Source organism: Periweissella fabaria (genome assembly GCF_918814575.1).
GTDB classification, from domain to species: domain Bacteria; phylum Bacillota; class Bacilli; order Lactobacillales; family Lactobacillaceae; genus Periweissella; species Periweissella fabaria.
Map to the genome: position 1 here is coordinate 306,317 of NZ_CAKKNS010000001.1, position 15,588 is coordinate 321,904.

Below are 15,588 nucleotides of genomic sequence, written 5' to 3' on the forward strand. Positions count from 1 at the left end.
AACACGAGCTGGTTTTTTAATTGCTTATTCAAATTGAAACGGTAAATCCATTTTACGCATTTCGTATTTAGTGGGATAGGCCGTTTGTGTTCCGTAGCGGGTGACGGAGATGGCTGCATATTGATTGGCTAATTTAATAGCTGTCCCAATCGGTGCCCCGGCAGTATAGTAGTACGCAAAACTGCCGGCAAAAGCATCCCCAGCTCCAGTTGTATCAACCGGCATAACTGGTAGCGCTGCAATTTGCTCACTATGGTGTTGATCCATCCAAAGGACACCATGACGACCTTGTGTGATGAACAAGTTTTGTACACCGGCGTCAATTAATGTTTGGCCGGCTGCTTTAATTTCGGGTTGTGTATACGTTGGCAAACCGGTAATCGTTGCTAACTCATGTTCATTAGGTGTAAAAAAAGTCACTTTCGTCACATAGTTAATGTCCAATTCCAAATTAGCCGGTGCCGGGTTAAGCATGACAGGAATGTGATATTTGTTAGCCATCTCAATTACATGATAGTTCGTTACTAAGTTAATTTCTTGTTGTAAAACGATTAATTGCGTATTTTTAATTAAGTCTAAGTGCGCATCGATTACAGCCGGAGTTAACTCATTATTAGCGCGTGTCACAATCAGGATTCGATTGGCACCAGTTGATTCAACAAAAATAGAGGCGACACCACTACCTTGATGACCGACTAAAATACCGGCTGAGTGGATGTGGTTATCCGTATAATTTTGCTGTTGTTGCCGGCCAAAGTAATCATTACCAACAACGGTTAATAAGGTAACATCAGCACCTAGGCGGGCGGCGGCCACCGCTTGATTAGCACCTTTACCACCGAAGCCTTCTGCAAAATCCTGGGCTTCAATGGTTTCGCCACGGTGTGGTAAATGGTCCGTATACGTTGTTAACTCGTACATGTTTGATCCAATCACAGTTATTTTGGGCATTTGACACCTCATCGTTAGTTATTCACTCATATTCATTTGCAACGCCTAGCACAGCCAGACTGCTACTAGTTCCTAAGCGACTAGCACCAGCATCAAGTAAGTTTTCAGCCATTTCACGGGTCCGAATCCCACCAGCTGCTTTAATTTTGATGCGATTATCAACGGCGTTTTTCATTAACTTAACGTCATTCAAGGTGGCACCACTGGTAGTAAAACCTGTGGAAGTCTTGACATAATCCGCCCCCGTATCTGCAACGAGCCGGCTAGCCACTGCAACTTCATTATCAGTTAATAAGCCAATCTCAATAATGACTTTAATAATTTTACCAGCGCCATGAACTTCGTCGACAACGGCTTGGATATCTTGGCGGACATGATTATAATGGCCTGCCTTAAATTCACCAATATTGAAAACCATATCAAGTTCTTGTGCGCCATTAGCTAAGGCATCGTGGGCTTCGGCAACTTTAATTGTGGTTGTGTTGGCACCTAAGGGAAACGCCACGACACTACCAGTTAAGACATCAGAGCCTTTTAACCGTTCATGGGCATAATGAACCCAACACGGATTGACTATCACGGCATGAAATTTGTGGGTGAGGGCTTGGGTAATTAATTGATCAATGTCGGTTTGTGTGGCCTCTGGTTTGAGTAAAGTATGATCGATAACTTGATTTAATTGCATAAAAAAGCCTCCTTAATCGGTATTTCAACGTCATTATAAGCGGATGATTGTGGGGCTGTAAATGCCAGCTGGTAAACGACAACTACTTGTAAATTGAGTGTGAATTACTTGTGATATAGCGACGTTGAGAGGATGATGGATTCTTATTGAATTAATAGATGCACTAGGATATTATATTGAAAAGTATTTAGAAAAGGATGGTAATTTTGTATGGCTAATACACGTATTTTTCCTAAGCGACTACAACAAGGTGATGAAATTCGGGTAATCTCTCCTAGTTCATCAATGGAACGTGTAGGTGGCTTTGATGATAATTTAGTTGCCAAAAAACGCCTAGAAGAACTTGGGTTCAAAGTAACTTTTGGTGCAAATATTAATGTTAGTGATCAATTTTATTCAAGTTCAATTACTGAACGGGTGGGTGATTTACACGCTGCGTTCGCTGATGCAAACGTTAAAGCCATATTAACAACTATTGGGGGCCTTAATTCTAATGAGCTATTACCATATCTTGACTGGGAGTTAATCCAAAATAATCCTAAATTATTCATTGGCTATTCAGATACTACTAGCTTGCATAATGCAATCCGAGCTAAGACAGGCTTGGTTACGTATTATGGTCCTTGTTACTCAGCTTTTAAAATGAATGAATTACAAGACTATCAATCACAGGCGTGGATGCAAAGTATGTCAAAAACCACATATCAGCTGCAACCTAGTGCTAGCTGGTCAAGTGACTTATGGTTTGATGCATCACAACCACGCCATTTAATGCCTAATCAATGGTTAATCTATAACCAAGGCCACGCCATTGGTACCATTACAGGTGGGAACATTCAAACTTATGGACTGCAAGCTGGGACAGGCTATTTTCCTGAAGTTAATGAACCAATCATTTTTATCGAACAAGCTGAAGAGGGTTCCATTCTGGAGTTTTCAAGAACTTTAGCCCAAATTTTACAACTTCATCCTGATATTAAAGGACTTTTAATTGGGCGGTTTCCAACTATCAACAATGTAAATGACATCGACTTACTAGCAATTTTGGATAAGTATCCGGTATTAAAAACGATTCCGGTGTTATATCATATTGATTTTGGTCATACACAACCTATCTTCACATTTCCTTTGGGAGGTGAAGTAGAAATTGATACAATTAAGATGAAAATCACTATTACTAAGGGTTAAATTAGGAAGTACCAGTTGATGATTCATTACCTTGAAGTGAATGGCCGGTAGATTTTAGTTATAAAGATAAAGACAGCTATCTTGTTTTTGTGTAAACAGAGGCCAAATACTTAACAAGCTCGTATCATCGTAAGCATATTGGTTTAAATCATCTGGCCTTTGAAGTTACTGGTAAAGCAAGGGTCGATTTAGAAATTGTGGCCCAAGATTAAGACTAGCCAAAAAAGCCAGGAAAAATTAATTTTCCTGGCTTTTTTATTTTATTGCTATGGCAGCACCATTTTATTTGAACGGTGTTAGGCAATGCAGACTTGCGCTAGTAATTCTTCAAGCAAGGCCCGCATTCCGGGTTGGTTCAATTGTAGTTCAATATCACTTGATGTTGAACTAACATAGTTCACGAATTCATCTTGTGAGATTACCATACTATTGATGAACTCTAAGATATTGGTTGAAAGGGTAATTTCAACTTTTTGGTCCAATGTCAAGTTCACTTGGTATGCATCTGGGAATAGTTCGGCTTGCAAGACGTTGTGCATGATTTGACCATCAGCATCCCAAGAAGCACTTTCGATTTGTAATTGGTAACAGTAGTTGGCCAATTTGAATAGTTCATGCATCCGTGATTTAAATTCAGTATCAGTCAATGTTAGTAAACCATCACGATGGTCACGGAATAACATCACTAATGTTGCAAAGAAATTATCAAAAGCCACCGTTGCATTGAAGCGTAAATCGGTATCAACTAAGACATACGTTGTCCCACGTTCAAAGAAATACTTTGGTTGTGGGTCAACATTAATGGCTTGCGTATACGTAATAATGGCTTGGTCATATTGGCCATTGGTCCGTAGTTCCGCGGCTTGGTTACTTAATTCAGCGGCATAATCAATGGGTTCTGCTTTTTCTAAAATATTAGTAATCCCAGTCGTATCGGAAACGTGTGGTGTTAAGTCATCCGTAGTGACATTTTCAGGTTCATATTTAGCCATGGCATCAACAAATGCAACTAATAAATCACGTGCATCAGGCGTATCAAATAAGACCACTTGATCTTCAGTTAACGTATTGGCAAAAGTGTTATATAATTTATCGTTTTGCATTAATTGTTTAATGAAGGTAAATAAATTAGCGTAGTTCGTCAATAATTCAGTTGGAGCTTCTGCGGGAAGTTCACCATCTTCATCTGCAAACGTGGCTAGTGTCAATTCACGCATTTCATCTAGAAATGGTCGATTAGCTTTATCAACAAATAACATAATGTAGCATTCGTTAAGTTGGCGCACGTTTTGATAGAGTTTTTCAAATAGCGGTGCTTTTTCATCACTATCAGCTGGTAATTCAAGGTACGTACGGTATTCAGTTAAGCAATATGTCAACATATCACGGAAGGCATATTGCGCATTTTGTTTAAAGTATTCTGGTTCCGGTGCATTGATATATGTTAATGCCCGTTCCAAATAATAGTTGGGATTATTATCGCTGTTAATTGCGTAATTAAAAAAATTAAGCTCGTCATTAAGGGGTTGATTTTCGGTATTCTCAGATTCTTGATTATTGATATCCATGGTGAAACTCCTTTAGAAATGTTGATTGTAGCTCTATTGTAACATAGGTCGTTTATGTCTGTATAACGATACAGCTAGTGAGACGCCTAGTTAATACGTAATTTAGGCCGATTTAACTTGCAATTACCGATATATAATTATAATATTTTAATTAAATTAAAATATTATAATAAAACGAGGATGGTAGATGAAATCAGCTATTAATAATGAACTGCGCCCGTTTAAATTAGCCTTTAGCTTACAAGTGATTGTGGTGGCAATATCGACTTTAATTGACTTATATATGCCATATTTAGAGGGGCATATTATTAACGCGATTGTTTATCAACACAGTGTGCCGCTATTTATTAATAACATTGTATTACTGTTTTTTGCGGCGACTTTTAATTTATTAATTTCTTACTTCACCGCTAAAATGCAATATAGTAAATTACCTAAAATCATTGTGACGGTGATTGATAGTTTAATTACACATTTTTATCATGTTACGCCGCAGACGATGCGCCAGTATGATGGTACATATTTAAATTCACGCGTTAATCAAGATGTTACGATTACAGCACAATTTATTTACATCACGCTCCCTAAGTTCATCGCCAACATCATCACGATCTTAGGAGTCGGGGCCTTTTTAGCCGCTTTTAATATTCGTATTTTGGGTTTATTTGCAATTTTTATCAGTGCGTATATGTTAGTTTATTGGGTGACACGCTACTATATTTTTACGACATCAATGGCGGTTAAAGAAACAAGTGCCCATTATTTTGCTGACCGTAATGGTATTTTCACCCGGTATTTAGCAATTAAAGCCAAGGAATTACTCGTACCCGAACAGCAAAAAAATAAGCAGCTTGCTCAAAAGATGTTTGGCGCCATGCGAGGGAATTTTAAATGGCACTATATTTTATCAACGTCTAAAATTAGTTTGTCAATTCTCTTTCAAACTGTATTTTTTATTATTGGTGGCGTTGCCGTTATTCAAGGGCACTGGCAAATTGGAACGTTTACGATTATTTTGCAGTATTTCAATATATTATTGGGTGTTGTTGATAACTGCTTTTATGTGGGAAGTGAATTTCAAGATTACCAAGCGTCACAAGCTCGCTTGCGGGAATTATTAGAGCTACCAGTTGAAAATTCGGCTGATCAGACCATGCCGCAGCTCAAAAAAATAACCATGACAAACGTCAATTTCGCTATTACTCCGAATCAATATCTATATTCTCAGCCGTTAACTTTTACCATGATACCCGGAAAGTTGTATACCTTAGTTGGACCAAATGGTGTTGGTAAAACAACTTTGACGAGTATTCTGTTAGGCCTGGTTACTAATTACGATGGTAATATATACGTTAATGATATCGACTTTAAGAACTTAGCGATGCGTAATTATCGGCAGCACAATGTGGCGGTTATGTTACAAAGTGACGAAGCAACTAGGATTAACGTTCGAGATTATTTAGCTCAATTTAATGTAAGTCCAAGTAGTAATAATGATGCCCTGACGCAAGCCATTTTCTTTGAGGAATCTTTTAATTTAACACCGTTGCTAGACACTGCGATGAATCAATTATCTGGTGGCGAACAGCAATTAGTCATTTTGTATGCCACATTATTTAAGCCGCACACTTCTTTAATCATTCTAGATGAGCCATTTGCTAACATTTCCTTTAAGATTGTCCCAAGACTAGTCAGTTTATTGCATAGTCCACGCTTTAGCGATAAAATTATTTTACTAGTTACACATGATCAAGCAATTATTGAGCAGTCAGAGCCAATTAAAATGGGTTAAAGCGAGAATTAGCTTGTTGTAAAATTGGTAGGCTCGTTAGAAGAGAGTAAAGGGCGATACATATGGGAAATGTTATTTTTATAGTTTTTGCAATTGGTTGTTTACTTTTCCAAATTGTGGCCGGTTATGTTGGTAATAAGTATCTGGGATTGATTTTACCAATTTTATTAATTAGTTTTACGGCATACTTAATGCATAGTGATGCTTGGGTTTGGCGACTTGGTGATATTTTGATGCCAGTCATTGGCCTGATTGCATTGACGCTAATTTACCAAGGTGGGCGAGTATTAAACCCGCAACATGCAAATAATTTTCACTAGACAGGCTGGCATTGTGCCAACTGTCTTTTTTGTTATAATTACACTTAAAATAATCTTCATAGAGGAACTAACATGCAATTCTTTCGTAATCTTAAACTTCGCGTCAAATTACTACTAGTAATGGCGTTAAATATATTGCCCGTTATGCTAATTGGGGTTGTGACCGCTTTAAAATGGGGGCAACCAAGCGTGACATATGGTTTAGTGGGTATCAGTATTTTATTACTACTGGTCAGTTTTCATTTTATCAACCAAGCAGCGATTGCATTAAGTCAACGTAAGTAACATGAATAAGGAGTGATTACCGATGGCAAATGAATTCATCATGAATGCAGAAGGATTAACATTAACGTTACCAAATGATTTGGGACAGCTAATTATTAGTGACACGGCACCAACCAATGGTGGGGTGACGTTGTATTTTACGGCGCATCAACTAATTGCGGTTGGAAGTACAACTTTGGATAAACAAGCATTCGATCGTACAATTACGCTTGTACCAGCTTGGGATATGGAACCTCAATATTTATTAGCTGCGGTGACTAATCGTGCCCACGAATTAGGGTGGTTAGCTAGTGACGCGCTTTATGAACCCATTAAAATCCCCCAAAATTATCACGCGCCGTTAGCGGAATATCTTACGGTTGTTGAACCACTGTTAAATTGGTTGGGTTATGCGTTCGTACAGGCGACACCAGTTGCAGAAGCTGTAACACCAAGTAAAAAAGGTGGCAAGCCACAACATCGGTGGCAAAAAGCCCTTAGCACGATACCGTTTTATGTCGATTATGCTGGTGTTACGGCCACAGTCTATTGGCAAAAGCGTAATGAGATGCGGTTAGTTGCCGGAGCGACTTTGGTTCCTGAAGCACCACTAAATCAAGATGGTAGCCTTGGCTTTTCGGCCCGTTTTGCTAATACATTACGGGCAGAACAAGCAGCGGCAATCAGTGATTATCAAACGACACAGGATATCATTTTGAAAAGCCCAAATGAAGTTGGGCACTTTTTATACTTTGCAGGCACTAACAGTTGGTTAGTTCTCCAAGATGCCAATGGACGGACGCTTGATGATTGGAGCGTTGTTAAGTAACGTAAAGCCCCTTGAAAATTTTGTTTTCAAGGGGCTTTTTATAATTCAGAAATTTATATTTATAATTGCATAACGTTAATTCAACATATAAAATATAGGTGTACCAACTATGTTAGCGCTTACATTAAACGCAATGAATTTTAATAATTTTATTATAGCGAGGATTAAGTAATGGACACACAAGTTTTTACAAAGCTTAATACCATCTTCAAAGAACAATTTAATACCACCCCAACGGATGCTTTTTTCTCACCAGGACGAATCAATTTAATTGGTGAGCATACTGATTATAATGGCGGGCATGTTTTTCCAGCCGCCATTACGATTGGTACGTATGGTGTTGGTGCGGCCCGATCTGATAAATTAGTCCGTTTATATTCAACTAATTTTACTGAAACGGGCATTATTGAATTTGATATTGATGATACCACCAAGTTACCACATGGTAATTGGGCCAACTTTGTTAAAGGCGATTTAATCGCCTTACGTGGTTACGGTAATAAATTCGAGCATGGTTTCGATTTAGTAATTGAAGGCAATATTCCAAGTGCTTCTGGCTTATCATCATCTTCCTCTTTGGAATTGATGATTGGCGTTGTTGCGCAACGTTTATTTAACCTTAAAGTGCCACGCTTACAATTAGTTGCTAGTGGCAAACAAGCTGAAAATGAATACATCGGTGTTAATACCGGGATTATGGATCAATTTGCAATTGGCTTTGGTGAAGCTAATCAAGCGATTTATTTGGATACAAATACCATGGTTTATGAGATGGTCCCAGTTGAATTAGGGGATTACGTTGTGGTCATTATGAATACCAACAAACCCCGTAACTTGGTAGATTCTAAATATAACGAACGGGTTAAAGAAACCCAGGAAGCCGTCTATTGCTTACAAAAAGAACTCAAAATTAACACTTTAGGTGAATTAACTAGCGCTGAGTTTGCGGCGGCGCAACACTTAATTACTAATCCAACTGTCTTAAAACGTGCGCGGCATGCCGTTACTGAAAATGAACGTACACAAGCGGCGGTAAAGTATTTAACTGCGGGTAACTTAGTTGAGTTTGGTAAGTTGTTGAATGCTTCACATCAATCACTCAAAGATGATTATGCAGTTAGTGGTGTTGAACTAGATACTCTAGCTGAAACGGCCCAACAACAACCTGGTGTGCTTGGGGCGCGTATGACTGGGGCGGGCTTTGGTGGTTGTGCGATTGCCTTAGTACCACGCGAACAAGTTGCGAACTTTGAAGCCAATGTGGGCCAAGTATACACCGATAAGATCGGATATGCACCATCGTTTTACGTTGCCGAAATTGGCGATGGTGCGCACTGGGTTGGCGCAATTGAGGAGGTATTAGCATGACTAATCCATCGAGTTTAGTAAAAGGCCTCGCACATGCAATGATTACAGCTTCTGATTGTACTGATGAGGATGCGGTTTACTTGATTAATCAAATTTTAGTCATTATTAAAGAAGAGCAATTTGATAATTATACGCCCATTGCTGAAGGAACTTTACTTGATTTAATGGACCAAGTAGTCACTATTGGTATTAATAATTACGCCGCTCAAGGGCTATCAATTAATACCGATATGTTGGGGGCGGCCATTATGAATTTGATGTTGCCATTACCAAGTATTATTAATCAACAATTCTGGCAGCAATATCAAGTTAGTCCCCGGACTGCTACTGATGGATTTTATCATCGTTCAAAACTCGTTAATTATATTAAAACACGTGAGATTGCTCGTAATATTGAATTCCCATATGCTAGTGAATACGGCAACTTGCAGATAACAATTAATTTGTCTAAACCAGAAAAAGACCCCAAAGCAATTGCGGCAGCCCAAAAGGTGGCCAGTAGTGGCTATCCGGTTTGTCAATTGTGTTTAGAAAACGAAGGCTACTTTGGGCGTTTAAATTATCCTGCACGCTCAAACCATCGGGTCATTAGGTTAACGTTAGGTGGCGAGCCATGGTACTTCCAGTATTCACCATATGCATATTACAATGAACATGCCATTGTATTTGCAAAAGAGCATCGGCCAATGATTGTAAATGGGGCCAACATCCGGCGCTTGTTTGAATTCGTGCGCCTGTTCCCCGAATACTTTATTGGTTCGAATGCCGACTTACCAATTGTAGGTGGATCAATTTTAACGCATGATCATTTCCAAGCCGGTCGGTATACCATGCCCATGGCCCAAGCACCAATTGAAACACCGATTGAAATTCCAGGTATTCCCTTAGCTGCGGCAGGGATTGTTAAATGGCCGATGTCTGTGATTCGCTTACAAGATGCTGATTATGAGAAGTTAGTCCGAGCAAGTGAATTAATTATGACTAAGTGGCAACACTTTAGTTATCAAGCCCAAGACATTATTGCTTATACCCCTGATGGAGTTCGCCATCACACGGTGACGCCGATTGCCCGCATGCATGATGGCTTATATGAAATTGATTTAGTCCTCCGTGATAACAATACATCTGCCCAATATCCGGATGGTATTTTTCACCCACACCAAGATGTCCAACATATTAAACAAGAGAATATTGGTTTAATTGAAGTCATGGGCTTAGCAATCTTACCACCACGGTTAGTTCCTGAAATGGCGGGCGTGAGAGATTACTTGCTTGGTACAAATGACCGAGTTGACGACATTCACCAAAAATGGGCAGATGGGCTAAAGATCCAATATCCACATATTACCACCAGCAATGTTGATGCAATTATCAACACTGAAATTGGGGCAGTCTTTAGTCGGGTACTAGCAGATGCGGGGGTCTTTAAACGAACGCCGGCTGGTCGAGCAGCTTTTAAAGCATTCATTGCAAGTTTGGCATAAGACTTAAATCTCAGAATTGATTAGTGCTTGCGAAATAAAACACTAATATCAGTGAGGTTTTAAAATGAATACTACAAACAAATGGAAGCAACGAATTGGTTATGCGCTAGGGGCCTTTGGTCATGACACATATTATGTAACTTTGAGTACGTATTTTATTATTTTTGTGACAAGTGTGATGTTCCAAGGGGCCGGTAAAGATACCGCCCGTTTAATTGGTATTATTACATCCCTAGTCGTGGTTATCCGCTTAATTGAAATTGTCTTTGACCCAATTATTGGAAATATTATTGATAACACCCGTTCTAAATATGGTAAGTTCAAACCATGGTTAGTCGTTGGTGGGGTGGTATCAGGATTACTATTAATGGTTATCTTTACAAACTTCTTTGGCTTAGCAAAGACCGGTAGTGATTTGTTTATCGTATTATTTGGGATTATTTTTGTCTTACTAGATTGCTTTTACTCATTTAAAGATATTGCCTTTTGGTCAATGATTCCAGCGCTTTCAACTGATTCTAATGAACGTGAAAAATTAGGCACGTTTGCCCGATTTGGTTCATCAATTGGGGCTAACGGGACCACGTTGGTCGTCGTTCCGTTAACTACATTTATTACCTACTTGGTTACTGGTCGGCATGAACAAGGTGCCGTTGGATGGTTTTGGTTTGCGGTAATTGTGGGGATCATTTCGGCTGGAACAGCCATTATCACCGCATTAACGACTAAAGAAAATCAATCAATTGTCCGACAACAAAATAAGAAAATTAGCTTTAAAGAAGTCTTTGTTGTTATTACCAAAAATGACCAATTAATGTGGTTAGCACTTTCATATATTGCCTATGCCATTGCCAATGTCGCCACAACCGGGGTCTTATTGTTATTCTACAAATTCGTCCTTGGCCGAGTTGGTGAATTTTGGTTTGTGGGTTTAATTGCCACAATTACCGGGATTATTGCTGTCCCAATGTTTCCGTTATTGGCTAAGTTGTTTTCACGACGGTATGTCTACCTTATTGGCCTAATTATGAACATCTTGGCATATGCAATCTTTATGTTTGCTGGCCAAAATCTGTTAATGGTGCAAATTGCGACCGTCTTATTTTACTTCCCACAACAATGGATTTTCTTATCAGCATTAATGACAATTACCGATTCAGTTGAATACGGGCAATTAAAGAATGGGGTGCGCAACGAAGCTGTGACCTTGTCACTACGACCATTGATGGATAAAATTGCTGGCGCACTCTCAAACGGGATTGTCGGTTTTATCGCAGTGGCGGCTGGTATGAGTGGGACTGCTTCAGTAAGTAATATCACACCACATGATATTCACACATTCAATTTATTTGCCTTTGCGTTACCAGCTTTACTAATGCTCTTTTCTGGGATTATTTTTTTCTGGAAGGTCCGGTTATTTGAAAAAGAACACGCTCAAATTGTTAGTGAACTTGAAGCAAAATTAACTATGCAAAAGGAGGACTAAATGACAGTCACTAAAGAAGAATTTGGCCACTATGATGGGGTGCCAATTTATCGTTATACGATTGAAAATCAGCATCAAACCCGGTTACGAATTTTGTCATATGCCGGCATCATTCAAGAATTTTCGGTTATGGATGCCGGTCAGCGGATTAATCTGGTTTTGAGTTTTGATGATTTAGCTGGTTTTACGGAACATGGCTATAATTTCAATCGAGTAATTGGCCGCCATGCTGGTCGCATTGGTGGGGCCAATTGGCAAACATCGGCGGGGAAGCAAATTACTGTGCCGGCAAATGAAAATGGCAATAGCTTGCACGGGGGTCCCAATGGTTTAGGAAATCAAGTTTTCGCAAGTCGGATTGATAGTTTGAATGAAGCGGTGATTTTAAGTTACCAAGCAACGGAAGCTAGTGATGGCTATCCTGGTGAACTTAATATGGAAGTCCAATATCAATTGAATAATGATGATCAAGTGGTGATTAATTTAAGTGGAACCCAAGCAGGGGTTAGCGGTATTTTTAATCCAACGGTTCATACGTATTTCAATGTAAGTGATCCAATCGTTAGTGATGTTACTCAGATGAGTTTACAAGTTGCTAGTGAAGCACGCTTAGTATTAGGTGCTGACAAAGTTCCAACAGGTGAAATAGTTCCGGTTGGTAATGCATTGTATGATTTTACCGATCTGACTAATTTAGGCGACCGGCTTGAAAATTTTAAAGCAATGACAACAGAACGCGGCTTAGATGATGCCTTTATTGTTAGCGGGGATCTTAGTATGCCTGCTGCAACCTTAGTTGATGATGCGACTGGGCGCCAAGTCACCGTTTATTCAGACCGTAATGGCATTATTTTGTATACAGCAAATGATTTAAATGATGCGACTATGAACTTGAACCGCGGACTTGGCCATCCATATGAAGGGATTGCGATTGAAGCCCAAAACTTACCAGATGCGGTCAATCATCTTGGTTTTGGAGATATCAGTATCGAGCCTGGCGAAACTAAGACTTACCAGATTATTTATCAGTATAATCATCGTTAAATAATTTAATGGTTGTAAATAATAATTAAGAAAGCCTACTAAAAGTTTATCTTTAGCAGGCTTTTTGTATGTGACAAATTAGTTAATATCAGGTATAATTTAATTCATAATAACTAATGAAAGGAGTATTTTTATGCTCACATTCTTAATTCTTGTGATAATTCTTGGGTACTTATTTAATAAAGCCATTCCCTATTTAATTTTAGCTATGTTACTCTATTTTTGTTGGGTTCTTGTCAAAATACTTTTTATTCCAGCATTACTGATTGGAATCGCTTATCTTGCTTGGCAAGTTTATCAACAAAGTCAAACAAGATCATAAAAAAAAACAAAACCGTAACGCAATATGCGCTACGGTTTTTTGCTAGTCATGGACAATATGAGGGCTAGGTTTACCTTGGACAATCAGGGCAACATCATCTAAGGCGATATCAACCATATTTTGGACCGCCGCATCCGTGTAAAAGACAATATGTGGTGTTACTGATACATTAGGTAAGGCCAAAAGTTGGTCATAGAGACTAAAGTCATGGGTTTGATCATTAGTTAAATCATGCTCAACAAATAATTCTTCACCTTCAAGGGCATCTAAACCAGCCCCCGCAATCGTACCAGATTGTAAGGCGGTAATTAAATCTGCCGTTTCAACAATTGGGCCACGCGCGCAATTAATTAAAAAGGCATCATTTTTCATTTTGGCGAAGGTTGCAGTATTAAATAAATGATGGGTCGTAGCATCTAAATTGGTATGAATTGTGAGGACGTCACTTTCAGCTAATAACGTCTCAAAATCAACATACTCAACCGTATCCATCAAATCGGTACGTGGTGTTAAATCATTGGCAATAACACGAGCACCGAGAGCCTTAAAAATCCGGGCCACAGTGCCACCAATCTTACCAGCGCCAAAAACACCCACCGTCAGATTATGAATTTCACGGGCTTGGAGACCATTCCAACTATAATCATGCTGCCGCATCCGGGCTTCTGTATTTTCAAGTTGGCGTAAAAGTACCATGGTATGCATTAAGGCAGCTTCAGCAACTGAACGTGGTGAATAGGCCGGAACGTTGGTAACAACAATCCCATTTGCATCCGCGTGTTCAAAGTTAATCGTGTTATATCCGGTAATTCGTAATGAGATATGGTGAATACCCAAAGCGGCAAGGTCTTCATACACATGCACATCGTCAATGCGGGCATGTTGTAAAATTGAGATACCATCATAGCCGGTAGCTAAGTTAATGTTACCCACAAATGGTAGTGGTGTTGTATCAACTTGGGCATTGTTACGTTCAGCCCAGGCATGAATCGCTGGTTGTTCATCTGGTCGGACACTATACATCAAAATTTTCATAATTAAAACTCCTATTTTTGGTTGGCATTAATGAAGGCTTCTAAGCGATCCATTGCGGTTGTAATATTAGCGAGACTAGCGGCATAACTTAAGCGCATGTAACCTTCACCAGCTGGGAAAGCACCCCCTGGGACAAGGCCTAATTGTGCTTCTTGAGCAAGCTGATGACCGAAGGCAAAACTATCGGTACCAAATTGCGCTGGAATCCGCATAAAGATATAAAAGGCCCCATCAGGCTTAATCACTTCAATGCCCATGGCAGTTAACCGTTGAATTAAGTAATCACGGCGTTTAAGATATTCAGCTTGCATAATTAGTCCGTCGTCGGCCCCGGCGGTTAATGCCTCAATGGCGGCATCTTGTGCATTGGTAGTAGCGGATGTTACTGTAAATTGATTAATCATTGCAATTTTTTGGATTAAATCAGCTGGGCCGGCTGCAAAGCCAATTCGCCAGCCCGTCATCGCATGTGACTTAGAAACCCCAGTAACTAAAATAGTTTGCTCGGGTAATACTTCACCTAGTGAAACGTGTTTTTGGCTGTAACTTAGTTCACTGTAGATTTCATCACTTAACACAACAATCGGTTTATTACGAATAGGTGCTACTAATGCTTCAAGTTCGGCGCGATCATAAGTCACGCCAGTCGGATTAGTTGGGTAGTTCATAATTAACATCTTAGCTTTAGGATGCGCCGCTAGGGTTGCGCTAAGTTTTTCTGGTGTTAGTTTAAAGCCATCAGCGGTTGTATCAACAAAGATTGGCTTGGCACCATTCAGTAACGTTACTGGAATGTAAAATGGGAAAATCGGAATAGGAATAATAATTTCATCATCCGGATTAGTTAACGCTGTAATAGTTGAGTAAATTGCACCCGTTGCCCCAACGGTGACAACAATTTGCGTGGCGGGGTCGTAGTTAGCATGGTATTTTTGACTTAAGAAAGTGGAGGCTGCTGTACGGAGTGCCAACTTACCTGATGAGTCCGTGTAGTGACTTGCATTATTAGTAATACTAGTTTTACCAGCGTCTTTAACGTGTTCGGGGGTATTAAAGTCTGGTTCCCCAAGGGTTAATTTAATAATGCCTGGAATTTTTGAAATCTCAGCATCAAAAGCTAAGATTGATGAGGGTGCTAACTGATCTAACCGGGTATTTGTCTTAAAATTTTCCATAATATGATAAGCCTCCAAATGTTTGTGTTAATAAATTAAAAATCCCCCCAGACTAGCCTGAGAGGATTGGTTGTTTG

The 15,588-nt window shown here is 39.4% G+C and carries 14 protein-coding genes; 9 read left to right on the top strand and 5 right to left on the bottom strand.

Annotated features, from left to right (window positions below):
- Positions 1–24 precede the first annotated feature (24 nt).
- Both rbsK and deoC read right to left on the bottom strand, forming a co-directional pair.
- A complete protein-coding gene (gene rbsK / locus LQZ75_RS01560) occupies positions 25–951 on the bottom strand; it encodes a ribokinase (RefSeq protein WP_230096087.1) in 927 nt (308 codons plus the stop codon).
- A gap of 22 nt (positions 952–973) precedes the next feature.
- A complete protein-coding gene (gene deoC, locus LQZ75_RS01565) occupies positions 974–1,636 on the bottom strand; it encodes a deoxyribose-phosphate aldolase (RefSeq protein ID WP_230096088.1) in 663 nt (220 codons plus the stop codon).
- Positions 1,637–1,846: 210 nt separating this feature from the next.
- Here deoC and LQZ75_RS01570 point away from each other — a divergent pair, with 210 nt between their 5' ends.
- Positions 1,847–2,824: a S66 family peptidase gene (locus LQZ75_RS01570; RefSeq protein WP_230096089.1), complete on the top strand. Its 978-nt coding sequence runs from the start codon at positions 1,847–1,849 to the stop codon at positions 2,822–2,824.
- Between the two features lie 296 nt (positions 2,825–3,120).
- On the opposite strand, the gene LQZ75_RS01575 is transcribed toward LQZ75_RS01570, so the two are convergent.
- On the bottom strand, positions 3,121–4,392 hold the full coding sequence (locus LQZ75_RS01575) for a hypothetical protein (RefSeq protein WP_230096090.1): 1,272 nt from the start codon (positions 4,390–4,392) through the stop codon (positions 3,121–3,123).
- A 187-nt stretch (positions 4,393–4,579) separates the two neighbouring features.
- On the opposite strand from LQZ75_RS01575, the gene LQZ75_RS01580 reads away from it, so the two are divergent.
- The 8 genes from LQZ75_RS01580 to LQZ75_RS01615 all read left to right on the top strand — a co-directional run bounded on the left by LQZ75_RS01580 (position 4,580) and on the right by LQZ75_RS01615 (position 12,979).
- Positions 4,580–6,184: an ABC transporter ATP-binding protein gene (locus tag LQZ75_RS01580; protein ID WP_230096091.1), complete on the top strand. Its 1,605-nt coding sequence runs from the start codon at positions 4,580–4,582 to the stop codon at positions 6,182–6,184.
- 62 nt (positions 6,185–6,246) lie between these two features.
- Positions 6,247–6,504, top strand: coding sequence for a hypothetical protein (locus tag LQZ75_RS01585; RefSeq protein WP_230096092.1), 258 nt, complete (start codon positions 6,247–6,249; stop codon positions 6,502–6,504).
- Between the two features lie 72 nt (positions 6,505–6,576).
- Positions 6,577–6,789 (top strand): hypothetical protein, encoded by a 213-nt coding sequence (locus LQZ75_RS01590; RefSeq protein WP_230096093.1) that lies wholly within the window; start codon positions 6,577–6,579, stop codon positions 6,787–6,789.
- Positions 6,790–6,811: 22 nt separating this feature from the next.
- The gene (locus tag LQZ75_RS01595) at positions 6,812–7,597 is read left to right on the top strand and encodes a hypothetical protein (RefSeq protein ID WP_230096094.1); all 786 of its coding nucleotides are present in this window, start codon (positions 6,812–6,814) and stop codon (positions 7,595–7,597) included.
- A 171-nt stretch (positions 7,598–7,768) separates the two neighbouring features.
- Positions 7,769–8,965 carry a galactokinase gene (locus tag LQZ75_RS01600; RefSeq protein WP_230096095.1) on the top strand — a complete coding sequence of 399 codons (1,197 nt, stop codon included), beginning with the start codon at positions 7,769–7,771 and terminating at the stop codon, positions 8,963–8,965.
- Entirely contained in the window at positions 8,962–10,449 is a 1,488-nt protein-coding gene (galT, locus tag LQZ75_RS01605; RefSeq protein ID WP_230096096.1) for a UDP-glucose--hexose-1-phosphate uridylyltransferase, read from the top strand. The genes LQZ75_RS01600 and galT overlap by 4 nt, the downstream gene beginning before the upstream one ends.
- A gap of 64 nt (positions 10,450–10,513) precedes the next feature.
- Entirely contained in the window at positions 10,514–11,935 is a 1,422-nt protein-coding gene (locus LQZ75_RS01610; protein WP_230096097.1) for a glycoside-pentoside-hexuronide (GPH):cation symporter, read from the top strand.
- Positions 11,936–12,979: an aldose epimerase family protein gene (locus LQZ75_RS01615; protein ID WP_230096098.1), complete on the top strand. Its 1,044-nt coding sequence runs from the start codon at positions 11,936–11,938 to the stop codon at positions 12,977–12,979.
- A gap of 364 nt (positions 12,980–13,343) precedes the next feature.
- Here the strand turns inward: LQZ75_RS01615 and LQZ75_RS01620 are convergent, their stop codons facing one another.
- Together LQZ75_RS01620 and LQZ75_RS01625 are read right to left on the bottom strand one after the other, a co-directional pair.
- Entirely contained in the window at positions 13,344–14,339 is a 996-nt protein-coding gene (locus LQZ75_RS01620; protein ID WP_230096366.1) for a D-2-hydroxyacid dehydrogenase, read from the bottom strand.
- A gap of 8 nt (positions 14,340–14,347) precedes the next feature.
- Entirely contained in the window at positions 14,348–15,511 is a 1,164-nt protein-coding gene (locus LQZ75_RS01625; RefSeq protein ID WP_230096099.1) for an aminotransferase class I/II-fold pyridoxal phosphate-dependent enzyme, read from the bottom strand.
- Positions 15,512–15,588 lie beyond the last annotated feature (77 nt).

Excerpts from the sequence above, each read along its gene's own strand:
- rbsK (WP_230096087.1), bottom strand. The coding sequence starts at position 951 with ATGCCCAAAATAACTGTGATTGGATCAAACATGTACGAGTTAACAACG.
- deoC (WP_230096088.1), bottom strand. The coding sequence starts at position 1,636 with ATGCAATTAAATCAAGTTATCGATCATACTTTACTCAAACCAGAGGCC.
- LQZ75_RS01570 (WP_230096089.1), top strand. The coding sequence starts at position 1,847 with ATGGCTAATACACGTATTTTTCCTAAGCGACTACAACAAGGTGATGAA.
- LQZ75_RS01575 (WP_230096090.1), bottom strand. The coding sequence starts at position 4,392 with ATGGATATCAATAATCAAGAATCTGAGAATACCGAAAATCAACCCCTT.
- LQZ75_RS01580 (WP_230096091.1), top strand. The coding sequence starts at position 4,580 with ATGAAATCAGCTATTAATAATGAACTGCGCCCGTTTAAATTAGCCTTT.
- LQZ75_RS01585 (WP_230096092.1), top strand. The coding sequence starts at position 6,247 with ATGGGAAATGTTATTTTTATAGTTTTTGCAATTGGTTGTTTACTTTTC.
- LQZ75_RS01590 (WP_230096093.1), top strand. The coding sequence starts at position 6,577 with ATGCAATTCTTTCGTAATCTTAAACTTCGCGTCAAATTACTACTAGTA.
- LQZ75_RS01595 (WP_230096094.1), top strand. The coding sequence starts at position 6,812 with ATGGCAAATGAATTCATCATGAATGCAGAAGGATTAACATTAACGTTA.
- LQZ75_RS01600 (WP_230096095.1), top strand. The coding sequence starts at position 7,769 with ATGGACACACAAGTTTTTACAAAGCTTAATACCATCTTCAAAGAACAA.
- galT (WP_230096096.1), top strand. The coding sequence starts at position 8,962 with ATGACTAATCCATCGAGTTTAGTAAAAGGCCTCGCACATGCAATGATT.
- LQZ75_RS01610 (WP_230096097.1), top strand. The coding sequence starts at position 10,514 with ATGAATACTACAAACAAATGGAAGCAACGAATTGGTTATGCGCTAGGG.
- LQZ75_RS01615 (WP_230096098.1), top strand. The coding sequence starts at position 11,936 with ATGACAGTCACTAAAGAAGAATTTGGCCACTATGATGGGGTGCCAATT.
- LQZ75_RS01625 (WP_230096099.1), bottom strand. The coding sequence starts at position 15,511 with ATGGAAAATTTTAAGACAAATACCCGGTTAGATCAGTTAGCACCCTCA.